Source organism: Alteromonas lipotrueae (assembly GCF_019249255.1).
GTDB lineage: Bacteria > Pseudomonadota > Gammaproteobacteria > Enterobacterales > Alteromonadaceae > Alteromonas > Alteromonas lipotrueae.
Genome location: NZ_JAESDJ010000002.1, coordinates 129375 through 152833 on the forward strand (window position 1 = coordinate 129375; position 23459 = coordinate 152833).

Genomic DNA, 23459 nt, shown 5'->3' on the forward strand with positions numbered 1-23459 from the left:
GCGACTGAAGCGTGTATAGTACCTATAATGGCTTACCTTTTAGCATCAGGAGCTTTTATGTTCACCGGATTGTGTGCCTTTCCCCTCACGCCATTTCGCCACGAAAAAATAGACTTTCACGCGTTTGAAAAGCTCATTAGCAACCTAAAGCAAGCAAATGTCGATTCAATATGCGCCATGGGATCTACCGGCCTTTATCCCTATTTAAAGAGGGATGAGCTAGCACAGGTGACGGAATCTTCAGTTGCTACCGCAAACGGTACACCTGTGATGGTAGGCATTGGTTCACTGCGTACTTATGATGTGCTTAAAAATGCGGAGGTGGCACAAAAAGCGGGGGCGAAAGCGTTGTTACTGGCCCCTGTTTCGTATCATCCGTTGCATGAAGCTGAAGTACTTGCTCTGTACCAAAGGGTCACCTGTGAAATCTCAGTTCCCCTGTGCATTTACGAAAACCCAGGAGTGACCCAGTTTAGTTTCAGCGACACGCTATATAGCCAAGTTACCCAGCTACCAAACGTAGGCGCGATTAAAATTCCCGGAATGCCTTTTGCTGATGCTGATGGCAATGCGACTGGGGAAGCACGACTTTCTAGCTTGCGAAATTTAGTGCCAGAGCATGTAGCCATTGGTGTGAGTGGTGATAAATTTGGCGCGTTGGGTATGCAAGCGGGATGCGATTTATGGTTATCTGTGCTGGGAGGGCTATTTCCTAATACGGTGAAAACCATGATTGCATCAACTCAATCATCATCGTTGCAAGCAGTGATAGCACAATCTGAACGCTTAACGCCGTTATGGGATTTGTTCGCTCGCAATAAAGGCGGTATGCGCGTGATGGCCACCGCTGCGGCAATACTGGGTTACACAGAAGCAAATTGTTTACCTCATCCATTACAGCCCCTTCAGGCCGAAGATAAACAAAAACTCGAAGCGATTTTAACGCAATTATCACTGGATTAAGTTGCACTTGACTCAGTGCTAATCTGTTGCCAACGCTAACACAAAGGCCAGCGCCAAAGAGTAGCCCACCGTTGAATAAAGAACGTTTTTCACCATTACTCAAATATGTTGTTGCCGCCATTATCGCGCGCACGGCAACTGGTGGCGCTATTGTGGCCATCGTATTGCTTGCTAGAAACCTTGAACTTGATGGAACGGCAGCGGGAATTTTAGCGGCATGCTTAACGCTGCCTCATTTGTTAGGGCCAGTATACGGGCGTTGGTTAGATGGGGTTTCGCAGCCTAAATATCTCATTAGTGCAGCGGCGTTGAGTTATACCTGCTTTTTTCTATTGGCTATATTCAGTTTTGAAATGCATTTTGCTTGGCTGTTGGCGTTTTCGTTGCTGATAAGTGGTGTTTGCAGTTCGTTTATTATGGGGGGCTTGGGTACTCAATTGCCGAGTTTAGTTAGCGCAAGCAATACGTCTCTTAGAAAAGCGCAAAGCTGGGACACCATTACCTATGGGGTAGGGCACACATTGGGCCCATTTATTGTTGCTTCTTTATCGGCGCTGTTCTCAACAAAGGTTGCTGTTAGTGTGCTGGTGTTCACGCCTCTGTTAGCTGGCATACTCATTTTAACTTTCCCTAAAAAGCATGTACTGCCAAAAGCTGGCGCCTCACTAGACATAGGGTTTAAAAGCGTGTTTTATGCGTTTAAAAACTCGAGCGCACTGTTACGTACGATGGTGATGACATCGGGAGCAGCATTTAGTATTGCAGCCTTACCCGTGTTAGCCGTTTATCTTAGCGAATATTGGCACCACGCAGAGCATCATGGCGCTTATCTGGTCACGGCATACGGGGTAGGAAATTTAAGTGGTGCGCTAATTCTCATTGTTAGGCCACTATCGAAAGAGCCACTTACGTTGTTAAAACGAGCAGGAAGCTTTTTGATGTTGGCGTTACTGGCGACAACCCTAAGCCCTTCTTTTGTTCTTGGGGCAGCGGGCTACTGGTTATGTGGTGTAGCCAATGCCATATTCTTTACTTCCAGCCTAGCGGCACGAACGGAGTTTGCCCCTGTACATAGCGCGGCGCAGACGTATATGTGGGTTGCCGCTGCTAAGGTAGGCGCAGGTGCAATAGGCGCCCTAGTCGCTGGAACCTTACTGGTACATGGGGTAACAGTCCCGCTGGTAACATCTTGCGCAACCCTCGCACTCATTCTTATCATGTGTTTTGCTATATTCAGCGTGCAAAAATAGCCTTTAGGTTATACGTTTACCTTTATCGTTATCAAAATAGCAAATTAAATTAACTAGTCTTATTTATTACAATTCATTTAATAAATGAGCCACTCCTTGTATGTTGGGAGCACGGAGGTAATATACGGTATGCATAATAATTAACAAAAAATTAGTAATTCATGAAAACGTTATCCCTAATTTGTGCCACAGTAGTACTGACCGCGACACCGGTATATTCAGCGCAGACGCTTTATCAAGACTATCCTAGTGATATTACGCCTGAACTAAGTGAAAAAGGTACCTATAACGTGGGCGTTAAAACCTTAACCGTTAACTATCCTAAGCCCGTCGTTACTCTACAAGGGCAGGTTGTTGACCGAGCGTTGAAACTAGAAGTTTGGTACCCCACCACTGATAGCGGCGCGGCCACAACGTATGAAAATCAAACCCGTAGTGGTAACGAGTTTAGCATTCAAGCTGATGCTATTCGCGATGCCAGTGTGGCAGAAACGCAAGGCAGTTACCCTGTTGTTGTGTTGTCGCACGGCTATACGGGTTATCGCACAATAATGTATTACCTTGGTGAGCACCTAGCGTCTCATGGATATATTGTGGCAGGGATAGATCATACCGACTCTACCAACGAAGATGTAGATTTCGCCAATGCCCCTTATGCTGGCTTCCCTAGTACCTTATTGAACCGTTCGAGAGATCAAGTGTTAACGTTGAATGCGGTGAGTGAACATGCGCTATTTAGCGGTGTAGCCGACACCCAAAACGCTGGGCTCATTGGCTATTCTATGGGGGGGTTTGGGGCGGTTAATACTGTTGGCGGCTGTTATAACTTTGGAGCAGAAGCTACTGCTAGCTTTACTGGGGTAGCAGATCCGGCGGTGATCAGTGCGCTACAAAATGTACTTAATACTTGTGCCGGTGGCAATGCTGACGCTGAAAGCGTAGATAGGCGTTGGAAAGCGGCGATGGCGTTAGCGCCTTGGGGCGGTCAACATAAAGTGTTTTCAGAAGACGCACTAAACAATGTTCGTGTTCCCATGCTATACGTTTCTGGCGATCATGATGATATTTCTGGTTACCAAGGTATTAAGTGGCTATTTGAAAATACAGGAAACGAAAACAGTAAACTACTGACGTTCCAAAATGCCAGACACAATATTGCTCCCCATCCGGCCCCTAAAGAAGCATTTGGAAACGAATTCGATATTGGTCATTATTTAGAGCCAGCGTGGCGTTCAGAAACCATGAATGACATAAACGAACACTTTGCATTGGCTATGATGGAATGCCATGTGAAAGGAAAAGCTGATTTTTGTGCCTATTTAAATGTTGAGGGCGATAGTGGGCAAGTTGCTGTAGAAGGAAAAGTGCCAGAAGTCTGGAAGGGCTTCGACAATCGTTATGCGTTAGGTTTAATAATGGAAAGTAAACCTAAGAAATAGGCGTCACCTTTACTATCTCCAATGATGAAAAAATACCGTAAAGGCCTAACCGTGTTAGGCCTTTTTTTGTTTCGCGTTGTGTCATACCCATAGGCAAACGGTTCATTCTGGCAAGACATGCTTTGTTACTTATTCAGTTCGAGAAGTCGTATTAAGCATGCTAATTTACTACTTCACGCTTATTCATTTAAGGCAAAGGAATGTTCCTCCAGCGAAATCAAAACAAATTAACTGTTCTCCATTGTTTGTGTCTGCCTGCTATTACTGCGTTTAAGGGTACAAATATAGCCGCTTTGCTGTGTTTATCATTCTTTGTGTCATTTGCGAACGCTAGCGCATTACCTTCTGACGACGTATTAGACGCTATGTTTCAAGCGCAGGATTATGAAAGTATAGTGAACGCACTTGAGCCCATACCATCAAAGACCCCGAAGCAATATAACGTGTTAATTTCGGCGTTAATGAATACAGATTTAGATGATGCTGAGGATATGGCGGCTCAATTTGTTGACGACCATAAAGACAATTACCGCGCTTACCATATGCAGGCTAACGTGATGGGGGCACAAGCAATGGATAGTGTTTTTTCCGCCCTAGGTTATGCCAAAAAAGCCAAAGCGAGCCTACAAAAAGCGATAGAAGTGGCGCCAGATGAAATTGAGGTTTATCAGGCGTTAATGCAATTTTACATAATAGCGCCGTCTATCGCTGGTGGCGATATAGATGAAGCTAAAAAGCTTGCTGATAAAATTACGCAAATGGATGCACTAGAAGGCAAATTTGCGACAGCAACAATTTATGCCGCAGACGATAAAGCTGCTGAAGCAAAAGCAATGTTAATTGAGCTTAGCGAAAAGCCTGAATTCGAAGTTCGGGCACGTTTTGAGCTTGGTCGATTGCATATAGATGGTGAACAATACGATGACGCGATAGCAGCGCTAACCCCTCTATTAAACACTAACGTAGTTAAAGCTCACAAAGCAGATGAACAAGCATGGAACACGTATTCTGAAAGTAAGTTTACCCAACTATATGGCACTTATCGTATAGGTTGGGTGGCAGTAGAAACCAGCCAATATACAAAGTCGGGAATTGATGCGCTTAACTACTACTTGGCTGAATTAGAGGCGACAGATATTGATACTCATCAGTTGCCAAGTAAGAATTGGGCTAACTTACGTTTAGCCGAGCTGTTCCTAAATGCTGATGATGTTTCAATGGCATCTAGCACCCTTGAGAAAGTGACAAAAGACGGTGATAAACGTTTGGCAAAAATAATGAAAAGCCTCAAAAAACAAATAAAAAAGCGAACCTAGTGGTTCGCTTTTTTTAAGCTTTATGTAGCGTGTTTTTTATTACACTACACTGCTTTAACGGTATAGATAAGCGAAGTTTGCGGGAATAAAACCGGCATTTGCATACCGTATTTCATTAACGCTTCACCGCTAAATACTTGCCCGTCTGTTTTTTGCAAAATAGACGGTGAGTATTCTTTCAATGTACCCGGCCAAACCCGCTCAAGGGTATAGGACTTATCGGCATCAAGCCCGGCAAAATAGAAACGAGATGGTGTAGTACGCCCGGTTTCTTTCACGCTATTGTAGGCAAAAATTCCCTCGGCTTTGTCTTTTGATACATAACCAAACTTCACGTTAAGGCCATCATCATCCATGCGGTATAAATCGCCACCGTGGGTAATGTGGCGGTATTTTTTATACAGTGAAATGGCGGATTTCAGGGTGTCTTGCTCGTGCTCAGTAAGCTCACGGGGGTCCATCTCAATACCCATGTGGCCAAACATCGATACCGCAGAGCGGATCTCAATCGGTAAATTACGGCCAGTAATATGGCAATCGCGAGGGCCTACGTGTGCGCCCATCACTTCAGAAGGGAAGAAGTAAGAGAAGCCGCGCTGTATGTACAAGCGGTCTAACGCGTCGTTAGAGTCTGACGTCCAAAAACGGTCGGTGTGAGGTAATATACCTAAGTCCACACGGCCCCCGCCTGAACAACAGCTTTCAATTTCAATACCCGGATGTGCCGCTTTAACGCGATCGATTAACGTATACAAAGCCGCCATTTGGCCATGCATAGCTGGTTTGCCTTGTAGGTTGCCAGGATGATTTACATCGCGGTTCATGTCCCACTTAATGTAACTAATTTTAGGGTAAGTGCTCAGTACGTCGGTAATCACCTTGTACAGGTACTCAACCACTTCAGGGTTGGTTAAATCAAGTACGTACTGATTGCGAAAGGGTACATGGGGGTTATTCTTGGTGTGCAACGCCCATTCAGGATGTGCGCGGTACAAATCGCTATCTGGGTTAACCATTTCAGGTTCAAACCATATGCCGAATTCCATGCCTTTATCGGTAACGTGGTCGATAAGCCCATCTAGCCCTTCTGGGTAGATAGCTTCATCTACTGTCCAGTCGCCTAAGCCAGCTTTGTCATTTCTTCGGCCCTTAAACCAGCCATCATCTAACACAAAGCGTTCAATACCAAGCGGTGCTACTTTGTCAGCAAGGGCTTTAAGTGTTACTTCATCATGGTCGAAATAAATGCCTTCCCATGTGTTGTAGTGCACTGGGCGGGGCTTGTGCTGTGCACTGGTGATATCAGCGCTGTGGGTTAACACATTGCTTCGAATAAAATTATGAAACTGCTGGGAAAGGGATGAAAAACCAGCGTCGCCAAACCCGGCATAAAGCACGGGTGACGTATAACTTTCACCTGCATCAAGCGTTACTTCACCAGGAAATAATAGCTCGCCAAATTGAACGTAGCTTCTGCCATCAGCCATCATTTCCGCACGGAATTTATGGTTAGCTGAAGCACCTAAATGGAAGCCGAAACACTCACCAACTAGCTCACCGGTTCCATTAGCAAATGCGATTAAGCCTGGGAAAGTATCATGAGAAGTTTTGCCGCGGCGGTTTTCACGTACATAACTACCGAAGAACAAGTCATGGTCGGCAGTTTGGAATTCATTAGACCATCTTCCTTCAAAGCTTTTAATCTTGCTCATGGTCGTTGGTAAGGCAAGGCTGGCAGCATTTAAGTAGTTTAACTGTAATGTGCTTTCACCTTGGTTTTGGATACTTGAGGTAAATGTGGCCACGGTTGTTTCAGCATCTAATACAACCCGTGTAACTAACTGCATTTGCCTGTCGGCATCAACCGCAGTAAACGTTAAGCTGGTATCGGTTTGCTCAATGTCAGACAAGGTAAATCCTGCCGACCATTGATCTGCATCCCCTGAAATTTCTAAACCAGGTGAACCGGTAACACCTTCACCATGGGTGGGAACTAATGAGATAGGTGGCTCGATAACCGGCGCACATTTCGCTTCTTGGCGAGTGTTAAGCAGCGCTAACATGTCTGTCGTTGTTGCATTGTTCAACTGCTGGCCATAGTAAATCAGAGTAGGCATGCGCCCTTGGCAGTCGAAAATTAAAGTCGTTTTTGCGTTGTCTAAGCGGACAAAAGCCGTGAGTGATGACATGTTAACCTCTCAGGTTTTAAATATGATTGAATACCGCACACCCATTTATATCGCATGTATAACATAGAAAAGATGCGGAATAAGACGTTTATCTAAATTGGGTAAAACGTTTACATTGCGTGTAAAATACCATGCTCTTTACTTCTCCACCAATAATTAGTTGGTAGTTTTTAGCCCGATTTTAACCACAGGGTTGTTCGCATTTTTAGTGAGTTGTACCAAGCGGTTGTATTGCCTAAGTGAAAGCATCATGGCATTTATTGCTACCAGTAACCCTTGGGTATGCAATTGGTGAATAATATCTGCGTTTAGCTGCACTAGCTTATCTTCATTAATAGTCATAAGCCCTGTGCTTTCACGGGGTTCGCCATTTTCAAAATGTAAGGTGATTGATAGATTAGATAGCAACTCAAGGTCGGTTAAAGCCTGAATAAAAGCACTTGCTTGTTTAGAGCCGCTCGCTAAGTTAGATAGCATACTTTGATACTGTTTAAGACTTGCAGATGGGGAGCCATCTGATGCAAATAAAGCACTGGCACCTTCGCTACTATTGTTAGAAATCAAAGGGCTGTCTTCATCAAACAATACGGTGAGTTTGTCTTGTTCAACAGCGTAATTGAATGGGTAGCTTTGGATGCTCAGCGGCACGGCATGACCCATCCATTCAGTGTCGCTACAATATACGTTACCAAACTCGGGCCAGCCAACCACAGCCGCTAACGTATGAGAATGGTTTGCGTCATTTGCAGTAACCACTATAGGCATACAGCCGCTAATACTGGCAATCTCATTGAAGCCTAAGGACACTAAATTAAACTCGGCGCTGTGGCTAAACCTTTTATCTGCCTTTATACAAAGGTTGCGATGTGCTTGGTTATCTAACGGCGTATATGACGACATAACAATACCTGATGGTTAAATTAAGGTGTATTAGGCTTAATACTTATTAAGCATTGTATCAATTAATCCACGATGAGAAGGAAGGCGCGCTATCAATTGAGCGATTAGGGCTTTATTCAGTTGCAAATGTTTATCGGCACCGTCGTATTGGCTCATTGAACGCACATATTGGCTCAAGTCGGTTTTATGTGACATTCCATAAAGTATATAGCGATAGCTTTGTGCGCTAAATACTTCATCTCTATCAGTAAAGTCGCTATCGAGAATAGGGCGGTATTGCCACTCTTCAAGCAAAGATGCTAGCCGTTGTGGAATGCTCTGTGGTGCTCTGTTTGCTAACCAAAAATCCTCGTTACGATTACTAAGTACATAGTGCAGTTTTAAAAACGCTATAGTGCTTTGCCACTTATAAGCTAGCGCTTCATTAAAGCGGTTCGCCACGTGGGGCATCACCTGTGTATAGGGGGGTAATTGCTCTGCAAGTTGAATTGCGCTTTGCTCAATTAACATCAGTGATGAGGCCTCAAGGGGTTCTAAGAAGCCACTAGATAAACCTATAGCTACGCAATTTTTTTCCCAGAAACGTTTTCTATAGCCAGTTTTATAATTAATTTTTCTAAAAGTAGAAGGTAACTCTTCGTCGGGATTTATCGATTTTAGATAAGCCGTAAACGTTTGAGTTGCCTCGTCGTCTGATTGAAATTTTGACGAATAAACGTAACCGGTGCCCCGACGATTTTGCAAACCAATGTCCCATATCCAACCTGCTTTTTGCGCGGTAGAAAGGGTGTGACAAGCAATAGGCTGATGTTCATCAGAATATGCAATTTGATGCACTAAAGCTGAATCTGAAAACAATACAGAGGATGCATCTTCCATGGGAACATCTAGTGCTTTTTCGATAAGATGTGCACTAAAACCCGTGCAATCAACAAAAATATCACCGCGAATATGGTCATTATTTTTTGTGACGACGTGCTTTATGCCAGCGTCATCAGTAGCAACATCGGTGACATCATCAATAATATGTTCGACGCCCAACTCTTTCTTACAATGTTCACGCAATACGCTAATGAATTTACCGGCATCAAGATGATAGCCATAATTAGCACTGAAATTTTGTTTTGAATGGGCCGTTAATTTGGGTGCTAGGCCATGTTCACACAGGCTAGGTTGAAAACACACATCTGAGGCATATTCGTGTAATGCAGTGTTACACAACCAGTAAGGGGTTATATCTACAGTAGCCGAGCCTTGGGGCGCGCTAAAGGGGTGGTAGTATCCAGTGCGTTCCCCTTCAGTGTGCCAGTGAACAAACTTACTCGCCTGTTTAAAGGTCGCACTCGCCTGTTGGACGAGTGCAGCTTCTTCAATTCCTATTTTAGCTAGGGTGCTGCGCATAGTAGGCCAAGTGCCTTCACCCACACCAATAGGATGAATCGAATCAGATTCAATAACCTTTACAGACAAACGTGCGCCGGTGGAGCCTTGTTTAGAGTGGGTAGCAGCCAGCAGACCAGCAGTAAGCCAACCCGCTGTGCCTCCGCCCACAATAACAACACTATTTACCGGCGTCATACGCTGCGCTACCTAGTCTGCATCTACCAATCTGCCGCGCCATTGCGCCGATTGTCTAAATACGAGTTTATTTACACCCAAGGCTACACCAATACAGCAAATTAAGGTAACCAACATAAGGTGAATATAATGCAAACCAAAGGGGGCGTGCACGAAGCTAAAGAATGAATATAGTAACACGCCAAAGATAACAGCAGTAATGCCTGCATATGGGTTAACGTTATTAAACAACAAGCCGACTATAAAAATAGAAAGTATAGGCATGCTAAGCAAACCATAGAGTTGTTGTAACAAGTTAATGATACTTTCGGCTTGCGCGTAGATAGGCACCATTACCAGTGAAACTACAGTAAGAATTGCGGTAACAATTCCACCTAACTTGGCCACTTCAGGCTTTTTGTTCACATAAGCTTCGTGTATATCGCACACGTATAATGCCGTGGCTGAGTTTAGATTGCTGTTATATGTTGTGAGTACCGCCGCCGCTAATGCAGCTGCGAATACGCCCGACAACCAATCAGGAAGTACGTCACCTACTAATGTTCCGTAGGCTGCATCGTTTATGTCGCCATAAAGTTTGAATGAGATAATGCCAGGTACAACAATGATGCTAGGAACAATAATAAAGCGAATGATAGCTGCTGCGTACACCCCTTTTTGCGCTTCCTTAATATTGGGTGCAGCCATAGCACGTTGTGTAATGGTTTGGTTAGTACTCCAGTAAAACGTTTGAATAAAGATCATACCGGTTAATAGTGTTTGCCACGGTAACGGTGAGTCTGCATCGCCAATTAACGTTAGGCGCTCAGCGGGAATGCCCGAGAAATCAAAGTCGATAGCCACCATGGCTAATATCACTACCACAATAGCCATAACCAGCAACAACACCCCCGAGTAGGTATCTGATACTGCCACTGCGCGTAAACCACCGAATATGGCATACAAGGCACCAATAATGGCAAAGGCTGTTGCCACGTACATTAGAGGCACATCTAAGTTAAACATATTTATCATGAATAACGAGCCAGAATAAATAACCGCAGGCATGAAAATAAGGCTACTGCCTAAGAAGAAAAGTAAGCCGATAAGCGCACGAATATGCTTATTGTTATATCGCTTTTCTAGTAATTCGGTCGTAGTTGTACACTGGTAATGGTAATAAACGGGAAGAAATACACGTGCAAGAATAATAAGACCAACAACAGCGGCAAATTCCCACCACGCCAGTAACGCCATTTGGTTACCGTTCATACCCACCAATTGGTCGGTACTTAAATTAGTTAACGTAATAGAGCCCGCGACAAAGATCCATGTAAGACCGCCGCCAGCTAGAAAATATTCTTTAGTTTCACTTGCCGTACTGTGTCCATGTCCGCGGCACTTAATATAGGTAAGTAAGCCTATAAGCGCAGTAATAACGAAGAAAACGATGATTTGGATTAAGCTGCCTGACACAAAAAACTCCTCAGCAGTAGAAACAACAAAAAGGGGGCCGGTTAGCCCCCTTTCATTCTAGGTTTAATTAGAAGTTAGCACGTACACCAACCGCATAGCGAGCACCATCATTCACTTGTTGAACGAACTGCTCAGAAAGGCGACCACGACGGGTTAACTCTTCTTCTGTGATATTGATACCTTCGAAGAATACCGTAACGGTTTCGTTAACATCGTAGCTAACACTCATATCTACCTGGGTATAAGTCTCTGTGAAAAGAGGCTCTGTTCCACCCAGTGAACTTACTGCTTCTTGCATGAAAGTTTCACGGTTGTTCAAAGCAACACGTGCTTGAAACGCGTCTTTTTCATAGAAAAGCGTAATGTTTTGAGAGTTACCTAAACCCGGTAAGCTGAATTCAGCGTCTGAGTTTACGATGGTGGCATTAGCTTGAATACCGAAACCATTTTCTAGCGTATGTAACCATGCTAGCTCTAGACCTTCTACATTTAGCGTTTCGCCGTTGCGTGGACGAAGTACGCTAAATACATACTCTCCGCTGTCTAAGAATAAAGATTCTTCTTCAGTAGATGAAGATATAAAGTCTTCCACTTCTTTATTGAAAGCGGCTGCTGAGAAGTAGCTAGTGTCATCGTAATACCATTCTAACGACACGTCCCAGCTGGTAGCTTGGTAAGGCTGAAGTTCAGTATTACCGGCTTGCGCTTGAAGGTTACCAGGACGAGATACTGTTACGTTAAATACAGGTACTAAATCGTCCATCATTGGGCGGGTTAGTGTTTCTGAGTACGCGTAACGTAGGTATAAGTCGTCGGTTAATTGTAGTTTAACGTTTACATTAGGCAACAACGAAGAGTAGCTATTCTTTTCGTTAATTGGCGTACCAACATCGGTAGCGTAAACAATATTGTAATCTGACGGATCGTTCGGAATAGGCTGAAGATCTTGTACTTCTTGTATGGTTCCATCTACCGAAGTATCAGTTTCTGTATAACGGAAACCAAAGTTGATATCTAAAGGTAAATCAGAAATTTCTGTTTGGAAGTAGAACTGTGTGTAAACACTAAGAAGCTCTTCACCTACTACGTACGAGTCTGCGCTTGGTTGTGGGTCGCCAATGTTGGTCGCATCTAGTGTCGCGCGAACATCATCAAACGATAAACCTGTTGCATCAGCAATTTGCTGTGCAGCCGCGTCGGAGTTTGCATAATCAAAGAAAGCTTCAGGATCGTACGTTAACCATTGGTTAGGTACGCCAGCGAAGTAGTTCTCTGCAGTGAAAACAGTTAGCAATTCATCTGGGAGATCGAAGTTGTAACCACAATAAACGTTACAGGCTGATGCGAAACGACGAGTGTTATCTTTTTCACGATCTTGGTAGTAAACACCGAAGTCCATCTTATAGAAGGCATTATCTGAATCAGGTACCCACGTAAAGTCGGCGCGGTACTCTGAAATAGTATCTTCAGTATCAAAACCGTTACGCTCATTGTAGTGCATGCGGCCTAAAGACGGAGTTTGAAGTGCATCGGCGCCGCCATCTACCGATAGTGTCGGTGTGGTGCCAGAGTAGTCAACACTGTAAGCATTGTTGTAACCCACAACGGTGAAGAAGTTATCACCACCACTGTTGTCTTCTGCCGTTGATGTTGAAAGGTCAAAAACAGCAGTTAGGTTATCATTTACTAACCATTCAAAATTTGCGCCAAATGCCTGAATTTCAACGTCACGACCATAGCGACGACGGATAAAGTCAGTTGCACCACCCACGCCTTCAACTAATGTGCTATCTAAGCTAGTTAGTGAGCCGTTTTCGTTGAAGGTCATGTTGTCTAAGTTGCTATCAGTAAACCAGTGACCCACACTGTGAGCATCTGAATCAACCTCGAATTTAGAATAAAGACCATCTAACGTAAGAGTCATGTCATCATTCGGAGCATATTGAACCACTAAGTTTCCAGATGTTCTTTCACGATCTACCAAGTCAACAATTTGGTCAAAGTTCTGTGGAACGTAAACGCCATTGTATTGTGAACTATCGGCATAGTCTGGGTTATCCAGTTCTGAACGATCTGTGATGCTAACACCTGGACGCCAGTAGCGTGTTTCCAACATGTTTGTTTGAAGCTTACGTTGCTGGAAGGAAGCAGCAGCTAAAACGCCAAGCTTGCCATCCATAAAGGTATTGGTAACAAGGCCAGATAATTGTGGTGTTGTTTCCTCTGAAATGTCTTCATACATGCCTTTAACGCTTGCTACGGCTTTAAAGCCATCAAATGCGAAAGGACGTGCAGTGGTAACTTCAACAGTCGAACCAATACCACCTTCTTGCATTGATGCTAGCGGGCTCTTGTATACCTTTGCACCACTAATTAATTCTGCAGGAAGCGTGTCGAAGCTGAACGCTCGACCTTGGTTCTCAGTAGCTATTTGACGACCATTTACCAATACGGTGTTAAATTCTGGGCCGAAACCACGTACTGTAATGAATTGTCCTTCACCGCCACTCCTATCGATAGCAACACCAGTAATGCGCTGTAGCGACTCTGCAACGTTTTGATCTGGAAATTTACCAATATCTTCAGCTGTAATACCGTCGTAAACAACATCAGATGCTTTCTTATCTAACATTGATGCTTTTAGAGAGCTGGTAAAACCTTTAACTTCAATAACTTCAACTTGTTCTTCAGAAGGTGTCGCTTCTTCTTGAGCGAATACCAACGGGGCGTGTAAGGCAGAAGCAATAGCTACACCTAGTAGTGAGCGTTTCGCCATTGGGCCTAATAATGATGTGTTAATTTTATGTGTCACTGTGTTTTCTCCGTGAGTAGGCTATTTTCTACTTAGTTAGCGTACAAATAGCGTAATAAGTATGTTCGGATCAAGATTATTAACATTCTTTTTACACATTGCGTAACCTAAATTTCTAATTGTTTTTATTAAGATATTGAAATTAAAGGCTTTTAAAAATTAAGGAAAAAGGTAAACGTTTTCCTTAATTTTTGATAGTAACACAAATTTACATTGTAATGACAATGTTATAAAAATATTTTTTTATATTAAAAGCGCGGTTTATTACCGCGCCATATAAGGGAGGAGTAAATTAACTGCAGCGAATGCGAGCAACGGCGTTTTTCCAACCGTCATAGGCCTTGTCACGCTCTTCTTTTGAAAGCCGAGGAGTGAAAATACTGTCACTTTTCCAGCACTCGGTAAGGGAATCTACCGACGAAAATATGCCAGCTTGAAGGCCAGCAAGGAATGCGGCGCCAAGCGCGGTGGTTTCGGTAATTTCAGGGCGTTCAACTTCGGCGCCTAATACATCAGACAAGAAGCCCATTACCCAATCGTTTCGAGACATCCCGCCGTCTACGCGGATAGTTGTTGGCCGTGCACCATCACTTTCCATGGCCTTTTGTAAGTCTTTGGTTTGATAGCATACCGATTGCAAACCCGCGGCAACAATTTCGCTAATACCGGTGTCTCGAGTTAGGCCTAAAATTGCGCCTCGTGCATCGGGATCCCAATAAGGTGCACCTAATCCGGTAAATGCTGGAACAAGGAAAACACCATTATCTTGTCGTGCTCTTTGCGCCAAGGCTTCGGTTTCGGAAGCATCGTCAATCAGCTTCAAGCCATCTCGTAACCATTGTACGGTAGCGCCTGCCATGAAGATGCTGCCTTCTAAGGCGTATGTGGTTTTCCCGCTTAAACGATAGCCTACCGTAGTTAGTAGGCGGTTCTTAGATTGAAGAGGCTTGTCGCCTGTATTCAAAATCATGAAGCAACCCGTACCATAAGTACTCTTTGCCATGCCTTTTTCGAAGCAAGCTTGGCCTACTAATGCAGCTTGTTGATCGCCCGCAACGCCTTGAATTGGAATAGCTTGACCAATAATATCTTGACTAATAGTCCCGAATTCATCAGCGCAATCCATGACTTCAGGAAGCATTGTTTTGGGTATATTAAAAGTGCTGAGTAATCGCTCGTTCCAGCATTGTTCATTAATATCGAACAGCATGGTGCGTGAAGCATTCGTGGCATCGGTTTTATGTGATTCGCCATTGGTTAAACGCCAAATTAAGAAGGTGTCCACCGTACCAAAAAGAAGCTCGCCTGCTTCGGCTTGTTCTCTAGCACCCTCTACATTATCTAAGATCCACGCCAATTTAGAGGCTGAAAAATAAGGGTCTAGCAACAAACCTGTGGATTCTGTGATATGCGCCACCAAACTTTCATCGTCATCGAGCTCTCGACATTGCTGAGCGGTACGTCTGTCTTGCCATACAATGGCTGGGTACACGGGCTTTCCTGTGTCTTTGTTCCAAACCAATGTGGTTTCGCGTTGGTTAGTGATGCCAACCGTAGCGATATCTTCAGGTGATAACGAGCACCTATCAAACACCTGCTTCATGGTGGTGGTTACGCTTTCCCAAATTTCTTCAGGATCATGCTCAACCCATCCATCTTGAGGGTATTTCTGAGAAAACTCTTGTTGCGCAACGGCTACAATGGCGCCGTCTGGCGCAAAGATAATGCTACGTGAACTCGTGGTTCCTTGGTCTATGGCAAGAATGTATTGGCCCATGACACGTCTCCTGAACATAATTTGCTAAGAGTTTGCACCATTTACACCTGTTTAACAATGCTATATTTTCGAAAACGAACATTTGGGTGTTCGAATTGCCATAGGCAGGCAAAGGTGAACCACGTATAATGGCTAAATCGCCACAAGGAATCACCCAATGAACCAAACGCAAAGACACGAAAAAATTGTTAGCTTTATCAAACAAAATGGCTTCATGTCTATTGACGACTTGGTCACTCGCTGTGACGTTACCCCCCAAACTATTCGCCGCGATCTTAACCAGCTCGCCGAGGCCGGTATTGTTAGTCGATACCATGGTGGTGCTGGGCTCAATCGAAGTTGGGAAAATACCCCTTATCAAGAACGCAAAACACAAAACAGCGAAGTAAAAGAAAGAATCGCTGAGGCAGTGGCTAGCATGATCCCCGACGGGGCTTCTTTATTTATAAATATTGGCACTACCACCGAGATGATCGCAAGCAAGTTGCTTAATCATAAAAACTTGCACGTGGTAACGAATAACATTCATGTCGCGACTATTCTTTCTGCCAAAGAAGACTTCTCGGTTATTATCGCCGCAGGCGAAGTGCGTTACCGAGATGGCGGTATCATTGGGGAAGCAACCTGCGACTTCATCAGTCAATTTCGAATGGATTACGGCATTATAGGGATAAGTGGTATTAGCGCCGATGGTGCATTGCTCGATTTTGACTTTAGAGAAGTAAAGGTATCGCAAGCGATATTGGAACATACCCAACACGTCATTCTTGCGGCAGACTATAGTAAGTTTGAGCGCAGAGCCATGGTCGAACAAGGGCATATCTCTCAGGTAGATTGCCTGGTATGCGAGCAAACTCCCCCTCCCGCTATTCAAAAAATTATTGACGAAAACAACATTAGTTTCATTAAGGCGTAAGCGCACAACTTGCTCCATTGTACTAACTGACGGTCTAACACCTACCTGCACATCTCGGCACTAAACTTGGCACTGTAACAAAGGCTAACTTCCTTGTTAGTTACGTATTCACTGCTTCGGATAAGTAAGCTTATGTCTATATGATTACAACCGATCATCTGCGAAAAGATAATTCCATAAAGAGATGTTTTTGTATGAAAGCACTTCAATAACGTAAGTTAAAATTGCACATCAATGTTCGTTAATGTTCGTTTTGTGTTGACATGTTTTCTTTTTGGTTGTCAAATAGCCAGCATGCTAGTGATGCCGAAAGGGGCAAGAACATGACACAGAATACAAATAGTACACAAACCGTTGACGTATTAGTGGTTGGCGGCGGTGTAAATGGTGCCGGAGTTGCATTAGATGCGGCCGGTCGCGGACTTTCGGTAGCATTATGTGAAAAAGGCGATCTTGCAGGTGCAACGTCTTCATCTAGCAGTAAATTAATTCACGGTGGTTTACGCTATTTAGAGCACTATGAGTTCCGTCTTGTAAAAGAAGCACTCGCAGAGCGTGAAGTGCTATTAGAAAAAGCCCCACATATTATGTGGCCTTTGCGTTTTCGTTTACCCCATCAAAAACATCTTCGTCCGGCATGGATGATTCGTATCGGCTTGTTCTTATACGATTCGTTAGCTAAGCGTAATGTATTACCACGCTCGAAGAAAATATCTACGTCGCCTACAAGCCCCTTGGTTAATGATATTACAACGTGTTTTGAATATTCGGATGGTTGGGTAGACGATGCTCGTTTAGTGGTATTGAATGCATTAGCGGCGCAAGATCAAGGCGCTAGCATTTATACCCGAACTGAATGTGTTAGTGCAGAAAAACAAGATAAGTTATGGAAAGCCACTTTAAAAGACTCATTAGGGAAAACGTTTACAATTAATGCGAAGGCTGTGGTTAATGCTGCCGGCCCATGGGCTGTTTCTTTTCTTGATAGACTTGCCGACACCAAAAATCCGAATGCAATGCGTATGGTGAAGGGCAGTCACTTTATTGTGCCTAAACTTTACGGCACCGATGAGGCTTATATTCTTCAAAATAAAGATGGCCGTATTGTTTTCGTTATTCCTTATGAAGACGACTTTTCCCTCGTTGGCACTACCGATGAGAATTATGTTGGTGAGCCATCGCAAGTCGCTATTTCTGAAGCTGAAACTGAATATCTTATTGATGTTGTTAATACATACTTCAAAACGAAAGTCGACGAAAGCGATATTGTTCATAGTTACAGTGGCGTTCGCCCGTTGCTTGAAGAAAAAAATGCGTCTGCGCAAGAGCTAACTCGCGATTACAAAGTAGAGCTAAGCGGCTCTGAGTCTTCGCCAATATTGCTTAATATTTTCGGTGGAAAAATTACTACCTATAGGAAACTGGCCGAGCATGCGGTAGATAAGCTAACTAGTTTGTTTCCAAAGGCAGGCAAAGCCTGGACCAAAGATGTACCACTTCCAGGTGGCGCTTTTACTAATAAAACAGATTTGGTTAAACAGCTACAAAAAGATTACCCATGGTTACCTGAATCGGTAGGTGTTCGCTATGCGCGTCAATACGGCATGCTGTGTACTAAGTTCCTTGAAGGCAAAAACGGTCTTGATAACATGGGGGAGAACTTTGGCGCCGACATGTACCAAGCTGAAGTTGACTACCTTATTAACCACGAGTGGGCAATGTCCCTTGAAGACGTCATTTGGCGCCGTACTAAACATGGTTTGCGGTTGAGTCAAAGTGAGCAAGTTAGCTTACAAAGCTACATTGCGAGCCGTATTTCTAATAGTGTCGAAATGCAGCAATCTGCGTAGATATTCACTATACAATCTTAAAAGCCCGCATTTTGTGTTGATAAAATGCGGGCTTTTTTATGTTCAAGATGCTTAAAAACGGCGATATATTTGGCCAACTGGTTTTTAAAGTTATTAAGAAAGAGGAAGATAGAATGAAGGAAATAATTCTAATTCGGCACGGAAAGCCGTTGTCTGCTCACAATAATAAATTAAGTGCGGGTGAATTTACCAATTGGGTACGCCAATACAATCAGTCACCTTTAGACAATGCCTATTATCCAGATGAAAAGCGCCATTTTTCTACGCATCACGTCATTGCTAGCCCGCTTAAAAGAGCGCAGCTTTCAGCGAACTATTATATGGGCAAGCCCGCAGTGGATGTGATTCCAGAGTTAAAAGAAATGGATATTCCTTATTACAGGTTACCGCTAAGATTAAAGGCGTGGCATTGGGTTTTACTGAACAGGTTAATGTGGTTTTGTGGTAAAGCAGGGCGGTTTGAGTCTTTTGTTGAAGCTAAAAAACGGGTGTGTAAAGCTGCAAATGAGCTCGAAAAGAAAGCAGAAAAACATTCTCATATCGTTGTGTTTGGACATGGTATGAGTAATCGTTATATTCGCGTTTTTCTCGCTAAAAAAGGCTGGGAAATAACGGAAAAAAATAACGGATATTGGGGCGTAACTCGCCTAATAAAAAATTGAAATATTCTTAAAAATAAACAACTTTCGTCTACTGGTGCTATTGTTATTACTTTGTTGTAATAACACTATTATTTTTGGTCAAAGATTTTACAATGCACATTGGATGGCGCCAATACCTAACGCAGAAATTTAGACGTGTTCCCAAGCACCATGTACTCGGCGTTTCTGTTGATGCTGAGTCGGTATCCTTCTGTATCGTAAAGCGTGAGCAAAATTCAATAGTTTTAGTGGCCGAAGAAACGGTAACTCCAGAAAAGTGGGGTGAAAAGCTTCATGGTTGGCTAAAGGAAAAAAAGCTCCTTGGTATCTCAACCTGCGTGTGTTTGTCACACAGTTGGTACAACGCGTTGCAGCTAGACCGCCCTCATGTAGAGGAAGGCGAAGTTCACGGTGCACTGCAGTGGTCTGTTGCTGAAATATTAGGTAGCGACAAATCATATGTATTTGATTATGTAGATTTACCGGTACCACTTGCAGGAACCAATAAGGTAAACGTATTCGCACTTCCTCGCGCTGTTATCGCTGACGTTGTCAGCCATATTCAATCTGCTGACGTCACCCTAAAAGAAATCACGACTGCTGAATTAGCACTGTGCGAGCTCGTACCATCGATGGAAGGCGCCACCGTATTGCTAACACAAGAAGCAGGCGAAGAAGTGGTTTTGAATGTCGTTAAGGACGGTAACCTTTACTCTTCTCGGCGGCTAAAAGGGTTTGAAAATATAGGCTCGTTCTCTAAAGAAGAGTTGGAAATGGGGTTGCTCGATAATTTGGGTGTGCAAATTCAGCGCTCAATGGACCACTTTGAAAGTCAGTTGCGCCAACCGCCCATCCGGTCGGTTTTATTTCGGTTAGACTCCCCGCATTCTACTACGCTTAAGATGCAGCTTAGCCAGTTAATTCCGGCAGAAATCGATCAGTTAATTTCTCCTATTCAAGCAAGCGAAGAGATTGATATTTATCGGCTGAACTTAGTGAGCTTAAGTGCTGCGTTTTGTGCTTTGGCACCACAACCTATTGCGCCTCCTACACTGAGTAGTGCAGGAGGGCTAAAATGAGACATCGGATTAACCTCTATTGGCCAGAGTTTAAACCGGAGTTTCGCTGGTTGAACGTAGGCACAATGCTCGTAGTGTGGTTGCTCACATTGCTAATAGTGGTGTTGGTTACGATGAAGTTGAGCGCAACGGTTCAAAAGCAAAGTGAAGCGCTGAGTCAAGCCCAGGAGCGAACTATCCAAGTTGATGAAGACTTAGCCACGGCGAAATCTCAATTAGCCGAAAGAAAACCATCAGATGCTTTATCTAAGCAGCTTGAGACGTTAAACCTTTCGGTAATCCAAAAAACATTACTTATTGAAGAATTGAGCGGGCAAGAAACACGAGAGCAATCGCCATTTTACCAAGCTATGAATGGCTTTGCCGATGTCGCTGATGGCTCTCTTTGGCTAACGCGATTTGTGGTACACAGTGAGGGATTGTCAGTATACGGGAAGGTAAATGACCCAAGCGCACTTCCTGCTTGGTTAAAACGACTAGGAAACCGTACTTACTTTGAAGAAAAAGAATTTGAAGTCATAAAATTAAGCAGAGATATCAACGAAGATGGCAATACAAATGGCGTGTTGTCTTTTGAGTTACTCAGTGAGCCAGCCAAAGAAGAGGCTGAGGTGTTACCAGAATGAGTAGAGATAGCTTGAACAATAAATTAGCCGCCATGAGCTCCCGTGAACTCATCATGCTCTTCGTCGCTGGCTTAGTGGTGATAGTACTCATTGGTTTCACATTTTTCATCGAGCCACTTTGGAAAAAGTCGCAATCGCTGGAAAGAAGGCTCGCGTCTGAAGCAACGCAGACCTTTTCGTTAGGCCTACAGTTGGAAATTTACCTCGAGGCACTAAATGAGGATCCCGATAAGGCCTTGGTATCAAGCATTGCGGAAATAAAAGAAAATGATGCGGTATTGGAACAGCGATTTAGAGATGAACTTAAAACCTTAGTCACCCCTGATGAAATGCCGGCTTTGGTTAGTAGAATGTTTGAAGATGCACAACAAGTGCGCTTGGAATCTATGACAACTATTGCCCCTGTTAATATCTTTGCTGGACGTGAAGACTTATCGGCGCTTACGCTTTACCGACATGGCCTAACCCTTACTTTCAGCGGTAGTTATTTTGATATCAGAGATTTTCTTCAACGTGCGCAAAAAGAAAATATAAAGCTTTATTGGGAAGCGATGGATTACCAAGTCAGCGATTACCCAAACGGAAAAGTGACGATAGAGTTTTATACCGTGAGCACGCAAAGGACATTTATCCGTGTTTAAACTAATACTAACGTTAGTACTAACCCTTAGCTCATTTGTGTTGTTTGCACAGCAAGACCCAACTCGCCCTGGCAATACCAAAATGAAGGGCATTGGTGCTATTCAGCAAGGGGAATTTTCTTTAAGTGCAATTATGTATTCTGCACAAAGTAAACACGCCATAATTAACAATAAAGTGGTCAGAGAAGGGGATAATATCGCCGAGGGAAAAGTAGAAAGCATAACCAAGAATACCGTTGTAATTTTGAAAACGCATCATGCCAAGCCCGTACGAACTGTATTGTCTTTAGCGCCAATAACAATAATTAAAAAAAATGTATCAGAGGATCTGTAAAATGGGCAAGTTACCCCGTCTGTTTGGTTTACTAAGCATAGCGTTAGTGATGGCCGGTTGTCAGAGTACGTCTGAGCCTCAAAAGCAGCTTGTGTCAGAGGTTGAACAAGACTTACAAGAACAAATTGATGCAGAAAAAGCGCGTAAATCTTCACAGTTAAATACTCCGGCTCCCATTCCCTCTGCAGTATCTGCGGCATTGGCAGAACCCGAAAGTGTGTCTTCAACTAACAGTTTGTTTGGCCCACAACGTTTTGACGTAAACGCGCAAAACGTGCCTATAAGCGCATTTTTCGCTGGTTTGGTCGAAGGTACGCCTTACAGTGTTGCTATTCATCCACAAGTATCTGGGGCGGTATCGCTGCAACTTAAGCAAGTCACAATAGATGAAGTTATGTCATTACTAAGTGACCTATATGGCTACGACATTGCTCGCTCAGGAACGGTTTTCAAAGTGCGGGCTGCAGGTATGCGTACTGAAACCTTTGCCGTAAATTACCTTTACATGCAGCGAAATGGCGCAACCCAAACCAGTATTACCTCCGGCGGTGTAACGCAAAACAACAATCAAAATAACAACAATGGTTCTTCGGGCTCGTACAGCGGCAACTTCAGTAGTTCCGATAGTTACGGAAGCCAAAACAACACTAACCCGAATGGCACAACCATAAACACTCGCACCGAAACAGACTTCTGGGCCGACTTGAAGGTTAGTCTTGAAGCTATGGTAGGCAAAGAAAGCGGTCGCGCTGTATTTGTTACTCCGCAAGCCAGCTTAGTTACTGTGCGGGCTATGCCTGACGAATTGTCTGATATACGCCGCTTTTTGAAAATCTCAGAGGCTAACTTAACCAAGCAAGTTATTTTGGAAGCCCGTATTTTAGAAGTGGAACTGAATGACGGTTACCAGCAAGGTATTAATTGGAATGAAATATTGGCCAACACAGGCAATACAGACTTTTCACTTTCAACCACTGCAGGTACTTTAGGCAATGATATCAGCGCTACCTTGGGGGGGGTGACAAGCCTCGCATTTTTGAACAAAGACTTCTCTGGAGTGCTGTCATTACTGTCTACTCAAGGCAATGTACAAGTACTTTCTAGCCCACGGGTGACCGCTATTAATAACCAAAAAGCGGTTATAAAAGTGGGAGACGATGAATATTTTGTCACTGATGTGTCAAGCGATAGCACGGTAACTAGCACTACTACGTCTATATCACCGGATATTGAACTTACGCCCTTTTTCTCGGGCATTGCGCTAGATGTGACTCCACAAATCGATGACAAAGGCACGGTACTATTGCATGTTCACCCATCGGTGATTGAAACTGCTGAGCAGCAAAAAGTCGTGACCATGGATGATGAGCAAATTGTATTACCATTGGCACAAAGCACCATTCGAGAGTCAGATACTATAATACGTGCGGGCTCTGGCGAAATAGTGGTGATAGGCGGCTTGATGCAAACCAGTCAAACTGATGTGGTATCAAAAACGCCAATAGTGGGTGACATTCCGTTGTTTGGCGAATTGTTCAAGAATCGCCAAGTTAGCGAAACAAAAAAAGAACTCATTATTTTACTCAAACCCACTGTTGTAGGACACGACACGTTCGAACAGCAACTTGAAACCAGTCGCCAAAACATGGTGGATTGGTTGTATGTGGATTAA

18 protein-coding genes are annotated in these 23459 nt (G+C 43.8%); 12 read left to right on the forward strand and 6 right to left on the reverse strand.

What is annotated here, in order from left to right; all coding sequences use genetic code 11:
* Nucleotides 1-57: 57 nt before the first annotated feature.
* The 4 genes from KYS23_RS04015 to KYS23_RS04030 all read left to right on the forward strand — a co-directional run bounded on the left by KYS23_RS04015 (nt 58) and on the right by KYS23_RS04030 (nt 4968).
* Nucleotides 58-963, forward strand: coding sequence for a dihydrodipicolinate synthase family protein (locus tag KYS23_RS04015; RefSeq protein ID WP_218418084.1), 906 nt, complete (start codon nt 58-60; stop codon nt 961-963).
* A gap of 71 nt (nt 964-1034) precedes the next feature.
* The gene (locus tag KYS23_RS04020) at nt 1035-2213 is read left to right on the forward strand and encodes an MFS transporter (RefSeq protein WP_218418085.1); all 1179 of its coding nucleotides are present in this window, start codon (nt 1035-1037) and stop codon (nt 2211-2213) included.
* A 161-nt stretch (nt 2214-2374) separates the two neighbouring features.
* Entirely contained in the window at nt 2375-3652 is a 1278-nt protein-coding gene (locus KYS23_RS04025; protein ID WP_218418086.1) for an alpha/beta hydrolase family protein, read from the forward strand.
* A gap of 314 nt (nt 3653-3966) precedes the next feature.
* Nucleotides 3967-4968, forward strand: a complete 1002-nt coding sequence (locus KYS23_RS04030) for a tetratricopeptide repeat protein (RefSeq protein WP_338081830.1) — start codon at nt 3967-3969, stop codon at nt 4966-4968.
* Nucleotides 4969-5012: 44 nt separating this feature from the next.
* Here the strand turns inward: KYS23_RS04030 and KYS23_RS04035 are convergent, their stop codons facing one another.
* The 6 genes from KYS23_RS04035 to glpK form a co-directional block, all read right to left on the reverse strand.
* Nucleotides 5013-7157 (reverse strand): alpha-galactosidase, encoded by a 2145-nt coding sequence (locus KYS23_RS04035; protein WP_218418087.1) that lies wholly within the window; start codon nt 7155-7157, stop codon nt 5013-5015.
* Between the two features lie 156 nt (nt 7158-7313).
* Nucleotides 7314-8057 carry a SapC family protein gene (locus KYS23_RS04040; protein ID WP_218418088.1) on the reverse strand — a complete coding sequence of 248 codons (744 nt, stop codon included), beginning with the start codon at nt 8055-8057 and terminating at the stop codon, nt 7314-7316.
* A gap of 36 nt (nt 8058-8093) precedes the next feature.
* The gene (locus KYS23_RS04045) at nt 8094-9635 is read right to left on the reverse strand and encodes a tryptophan halogenase family protein (RefSeq protein ID WP_218395783.1); all 1542 of its coding nucleotides are present in this window, start codon (nt 9633-9635) and stop codon (nt 8094-8096) included.
* Nucleotides 9636-9647: 12 nt separating this feature from the next.
* The gene (locus KYS23_RS04050) at nt 9648-11090 is read right to left on the reverse strand and encodes an SLC5 family protein (protein WP_159528034.1); all 1443 of its coding nucleotides are present in this window, start codon (nt 11088-11090) and stop codon (nt 9648-9650) included.
* Between the two features lie 67 nt (nt 11091-11157).
* The gene (locus tag KYS23_RS04055; protein ID WP_159528035.1) at nt 11158-13902 is read right to left on the reverse strand and encodes a TonB-dependent receptor; all 2745 of its coding nucleotides are present in this window, start codon (nt 13900-13902) and stop codon (nt 11158-11160) included.
* A gap of 292 nt (nt 13903-14194) precedes the next feature.
* Nucleotides 14195-15679 carry a glycerol kinase GlpK gene (gene glpK, locus KYS23_RS04060; RefSeq protein WP_218418089.1) on the reverse strand — a complete coding sequence of 495 codons (1485 nt, stop codon included), beginning with the start codon at nt 15677-15679 and terminating at the stop codon, nt 14195-14197.
* A 157-nt stretch (nt 15680-15836) separates the two neighbouring features.
* Between glpK and KYS23_RS04065 the strand changes: the two genes are divergently transcribed.
* The 8 genes from KYS23_RS04065 to mshL all read left to right on the forward strand — a co-directional run bounded on the left by KYS23_RS04065 (nt 15837) and on the right by mshL (nt 23459).
* On the forward strand, nt 15837-16595 hold the full coding sequence (locus tag KYS23_RS04065; protein WP_159528037.1) for a DeoR/GlpR family transcriptional regulator: 759 nt from the start codon (nt 15837-15839) through the stop codon (nt 16593-16595).
* Nucleotides 16596-16918: 323 nt separating this feature from the next.
* Complete coding sequence (gene glpD, locus KYS23_RS04070; protein WP_218395779.1) at nt 16919-18445, forward strand: glycerol-3-phosphate dehydrogenase; 1527 nt, start codon at nt 16919-16921, stop codon at nt 18443-18445.
* A 134-nt stretch (nt 18446-18579) separates the two neighbouring features.
* On the forward strand, nt 18580-19128 hold the full coding sequence (locus KYS23_RS04075; protein ID WP_218395777.1) for a histidine phosphatase family protein: 549 nt from the start codon (nt 18580-18582) through the stop codon (nt 19126-19128).
* Nucleotides 19129-19220: 92 nt separating this feature from the next.
* Nucleotides 19221-20186, forward strand: coding sequence for a hypothetical protein (locus KYS23_RS04080; RefSeq protein ID WP_159528040.1), 966 nt, complete (start codon nt 19221-19223; stop codon nt 20184-20186).
* On the forward strand, nt 20183-20812 hold the full coding sequence (locus tag KYS23_RS04085) for a hypothetical protein (RefSeq protein WP_159528041.1): 630 nt from the start codon (nt 20183-20185) through the stop codon (nt 20810-20812). Before KYS23_RS04080 ends, KYS23_RS04085 begins: the two co-directional genes overlap by 4 nt.
* Nucleotides 20809-21453 (forward strand): type II secretion system protein M, encoded by a 645-nt coding sequence (locus tag KYS23_RS04090; protein WP_218418090.1) that lies wholly within the window; start codon nt 20809-20811, stop codon nt 21451-21453. The genes KYS23_RS04085 and KYS23_RS04090 overlap by 4 nt, the downstream gene beginning before the upstream one ends.
* Nucleotides 21446-21787 (forward strand): hypothetical protein, encoded by a 342-nt coding sequence (locus KYS23_RS04095; protein WP_159528043.1) that lies wholly within the window; start codon nt 21446-21448, stop codon nt 21785-21787. Before KYS23_RS04090 ends, KYS23_RS04095 begins: the two co-directional genes overlap by 8 nt.
* Before the next feature lies 1 nt (nt 21788).
* Nucleotides 21789-23459: a pilus (MSHA type) biogenesis protein MshL gene (gene mshL, locus KYS23_RS04100; RefSeq protein ID WP_218418091.1), complete on the forward strand. Its 1671-nt coding sequence runs from the start codon at nt 21789-21791 to the stop codon at nt 23457-23459.

What these genes read in the sequence shown, in the direction of transcription:
- KYS23_RS04015 (WP_218418084.1), top strand. Translation starts at nt 58, where the DNA reads ATGTTCACCGGATTGTGTGCCTTTCCCCTCACGCCATTTCGCCACGAA.
- KYS23_RS04035 (WP_218418087.1), bottom strand. Translation starts at nt 7,157, where the DNA reads ATGTCATCACTCACGGCTTTTGTCCGCTTAGACAACGCAAAAACGACT.
- KYS23_RS04085 (WP_159528041.1), top strand. Translation starts at nt 20,183, where the DNA reads ATGAGACATCGGATTAACCTCTATTGGCCAGAGTTTAAACCGGAGTTT.
- KYS23_RS04045 (WP_218395783.1), bottom strand. Translation starts at nt 9,635, where the DNA reads ATGACGCCGGTAAATAGTGTTGTTATTGTGGGCGGAGGCACAGCGGGT.
- KYS23_RS04025 (WP_218418086.1), top strand. Translation starts at nt 2,375, where the DNA reads ATGAAAACGTTATCCCTAATTTGTGCCACAGTAGTACTGACCGCGACA.
- KYS23_RS04075 (WP_218395777.1), top strand. Translation starts at nt 18,580, where the DNA reads ATGAAGGAAATAATTCTAATTCGGCACGGAAAGCCGTTGTCTGCTCAC.
- KYS23_RS04040 (WP_218418088.1), bottom strand. Translation starts at nt 8,057, where the DNA reads ATGTCGTCATATACGCCGTTAGATAACCAAGCACATCGCAACCTTTGT.
- KYS23_RS04065 (WP_159528037.1), top strand. Translation starts at nt 15,837, where the DNA reads ATGAACCAAACGCAAAGACACGAAAAAATTGTTAGCTTTATCAAACAA.
- glpD (WP_218395779.1), top strand. Translation starts at nt 16,919, where the DNA reads ATGACACAGAATACAAATAGTACACAAACCGTTGACGTATTAGTGGTT.
- KYS23_RS04080 (WP_159528040.1), top strand. Translation starts at nt 19,221, where the DNA reads ATGCACATTGGATGGCGCCAATACCTAACGCAGAAATTTAGACGTGTT.
- mshL (WP_218418091.1), top strand. Translation starts at nt 21,789, where the DNA reads ATGGGCAAGTTACCCCGTCTGTTTGGTTTACTAAGCATAGCGTTAGTG.
- KYS23_RS04090 (WP_218418090.1), top strand. Translation starts at nt 20,809, where the DNA reads ATGAGTAGAGATAGCTTGAACAATAAATTAGCCGCCATGAGCTCCCGT.
- glpK (WP_218418089.1), bottom strand. Translation starts at nt 15,679, where the DNA reads ATGGGCCAATACATTCTTGCCATAGACCAAGGAACCACGAGTTCACGT.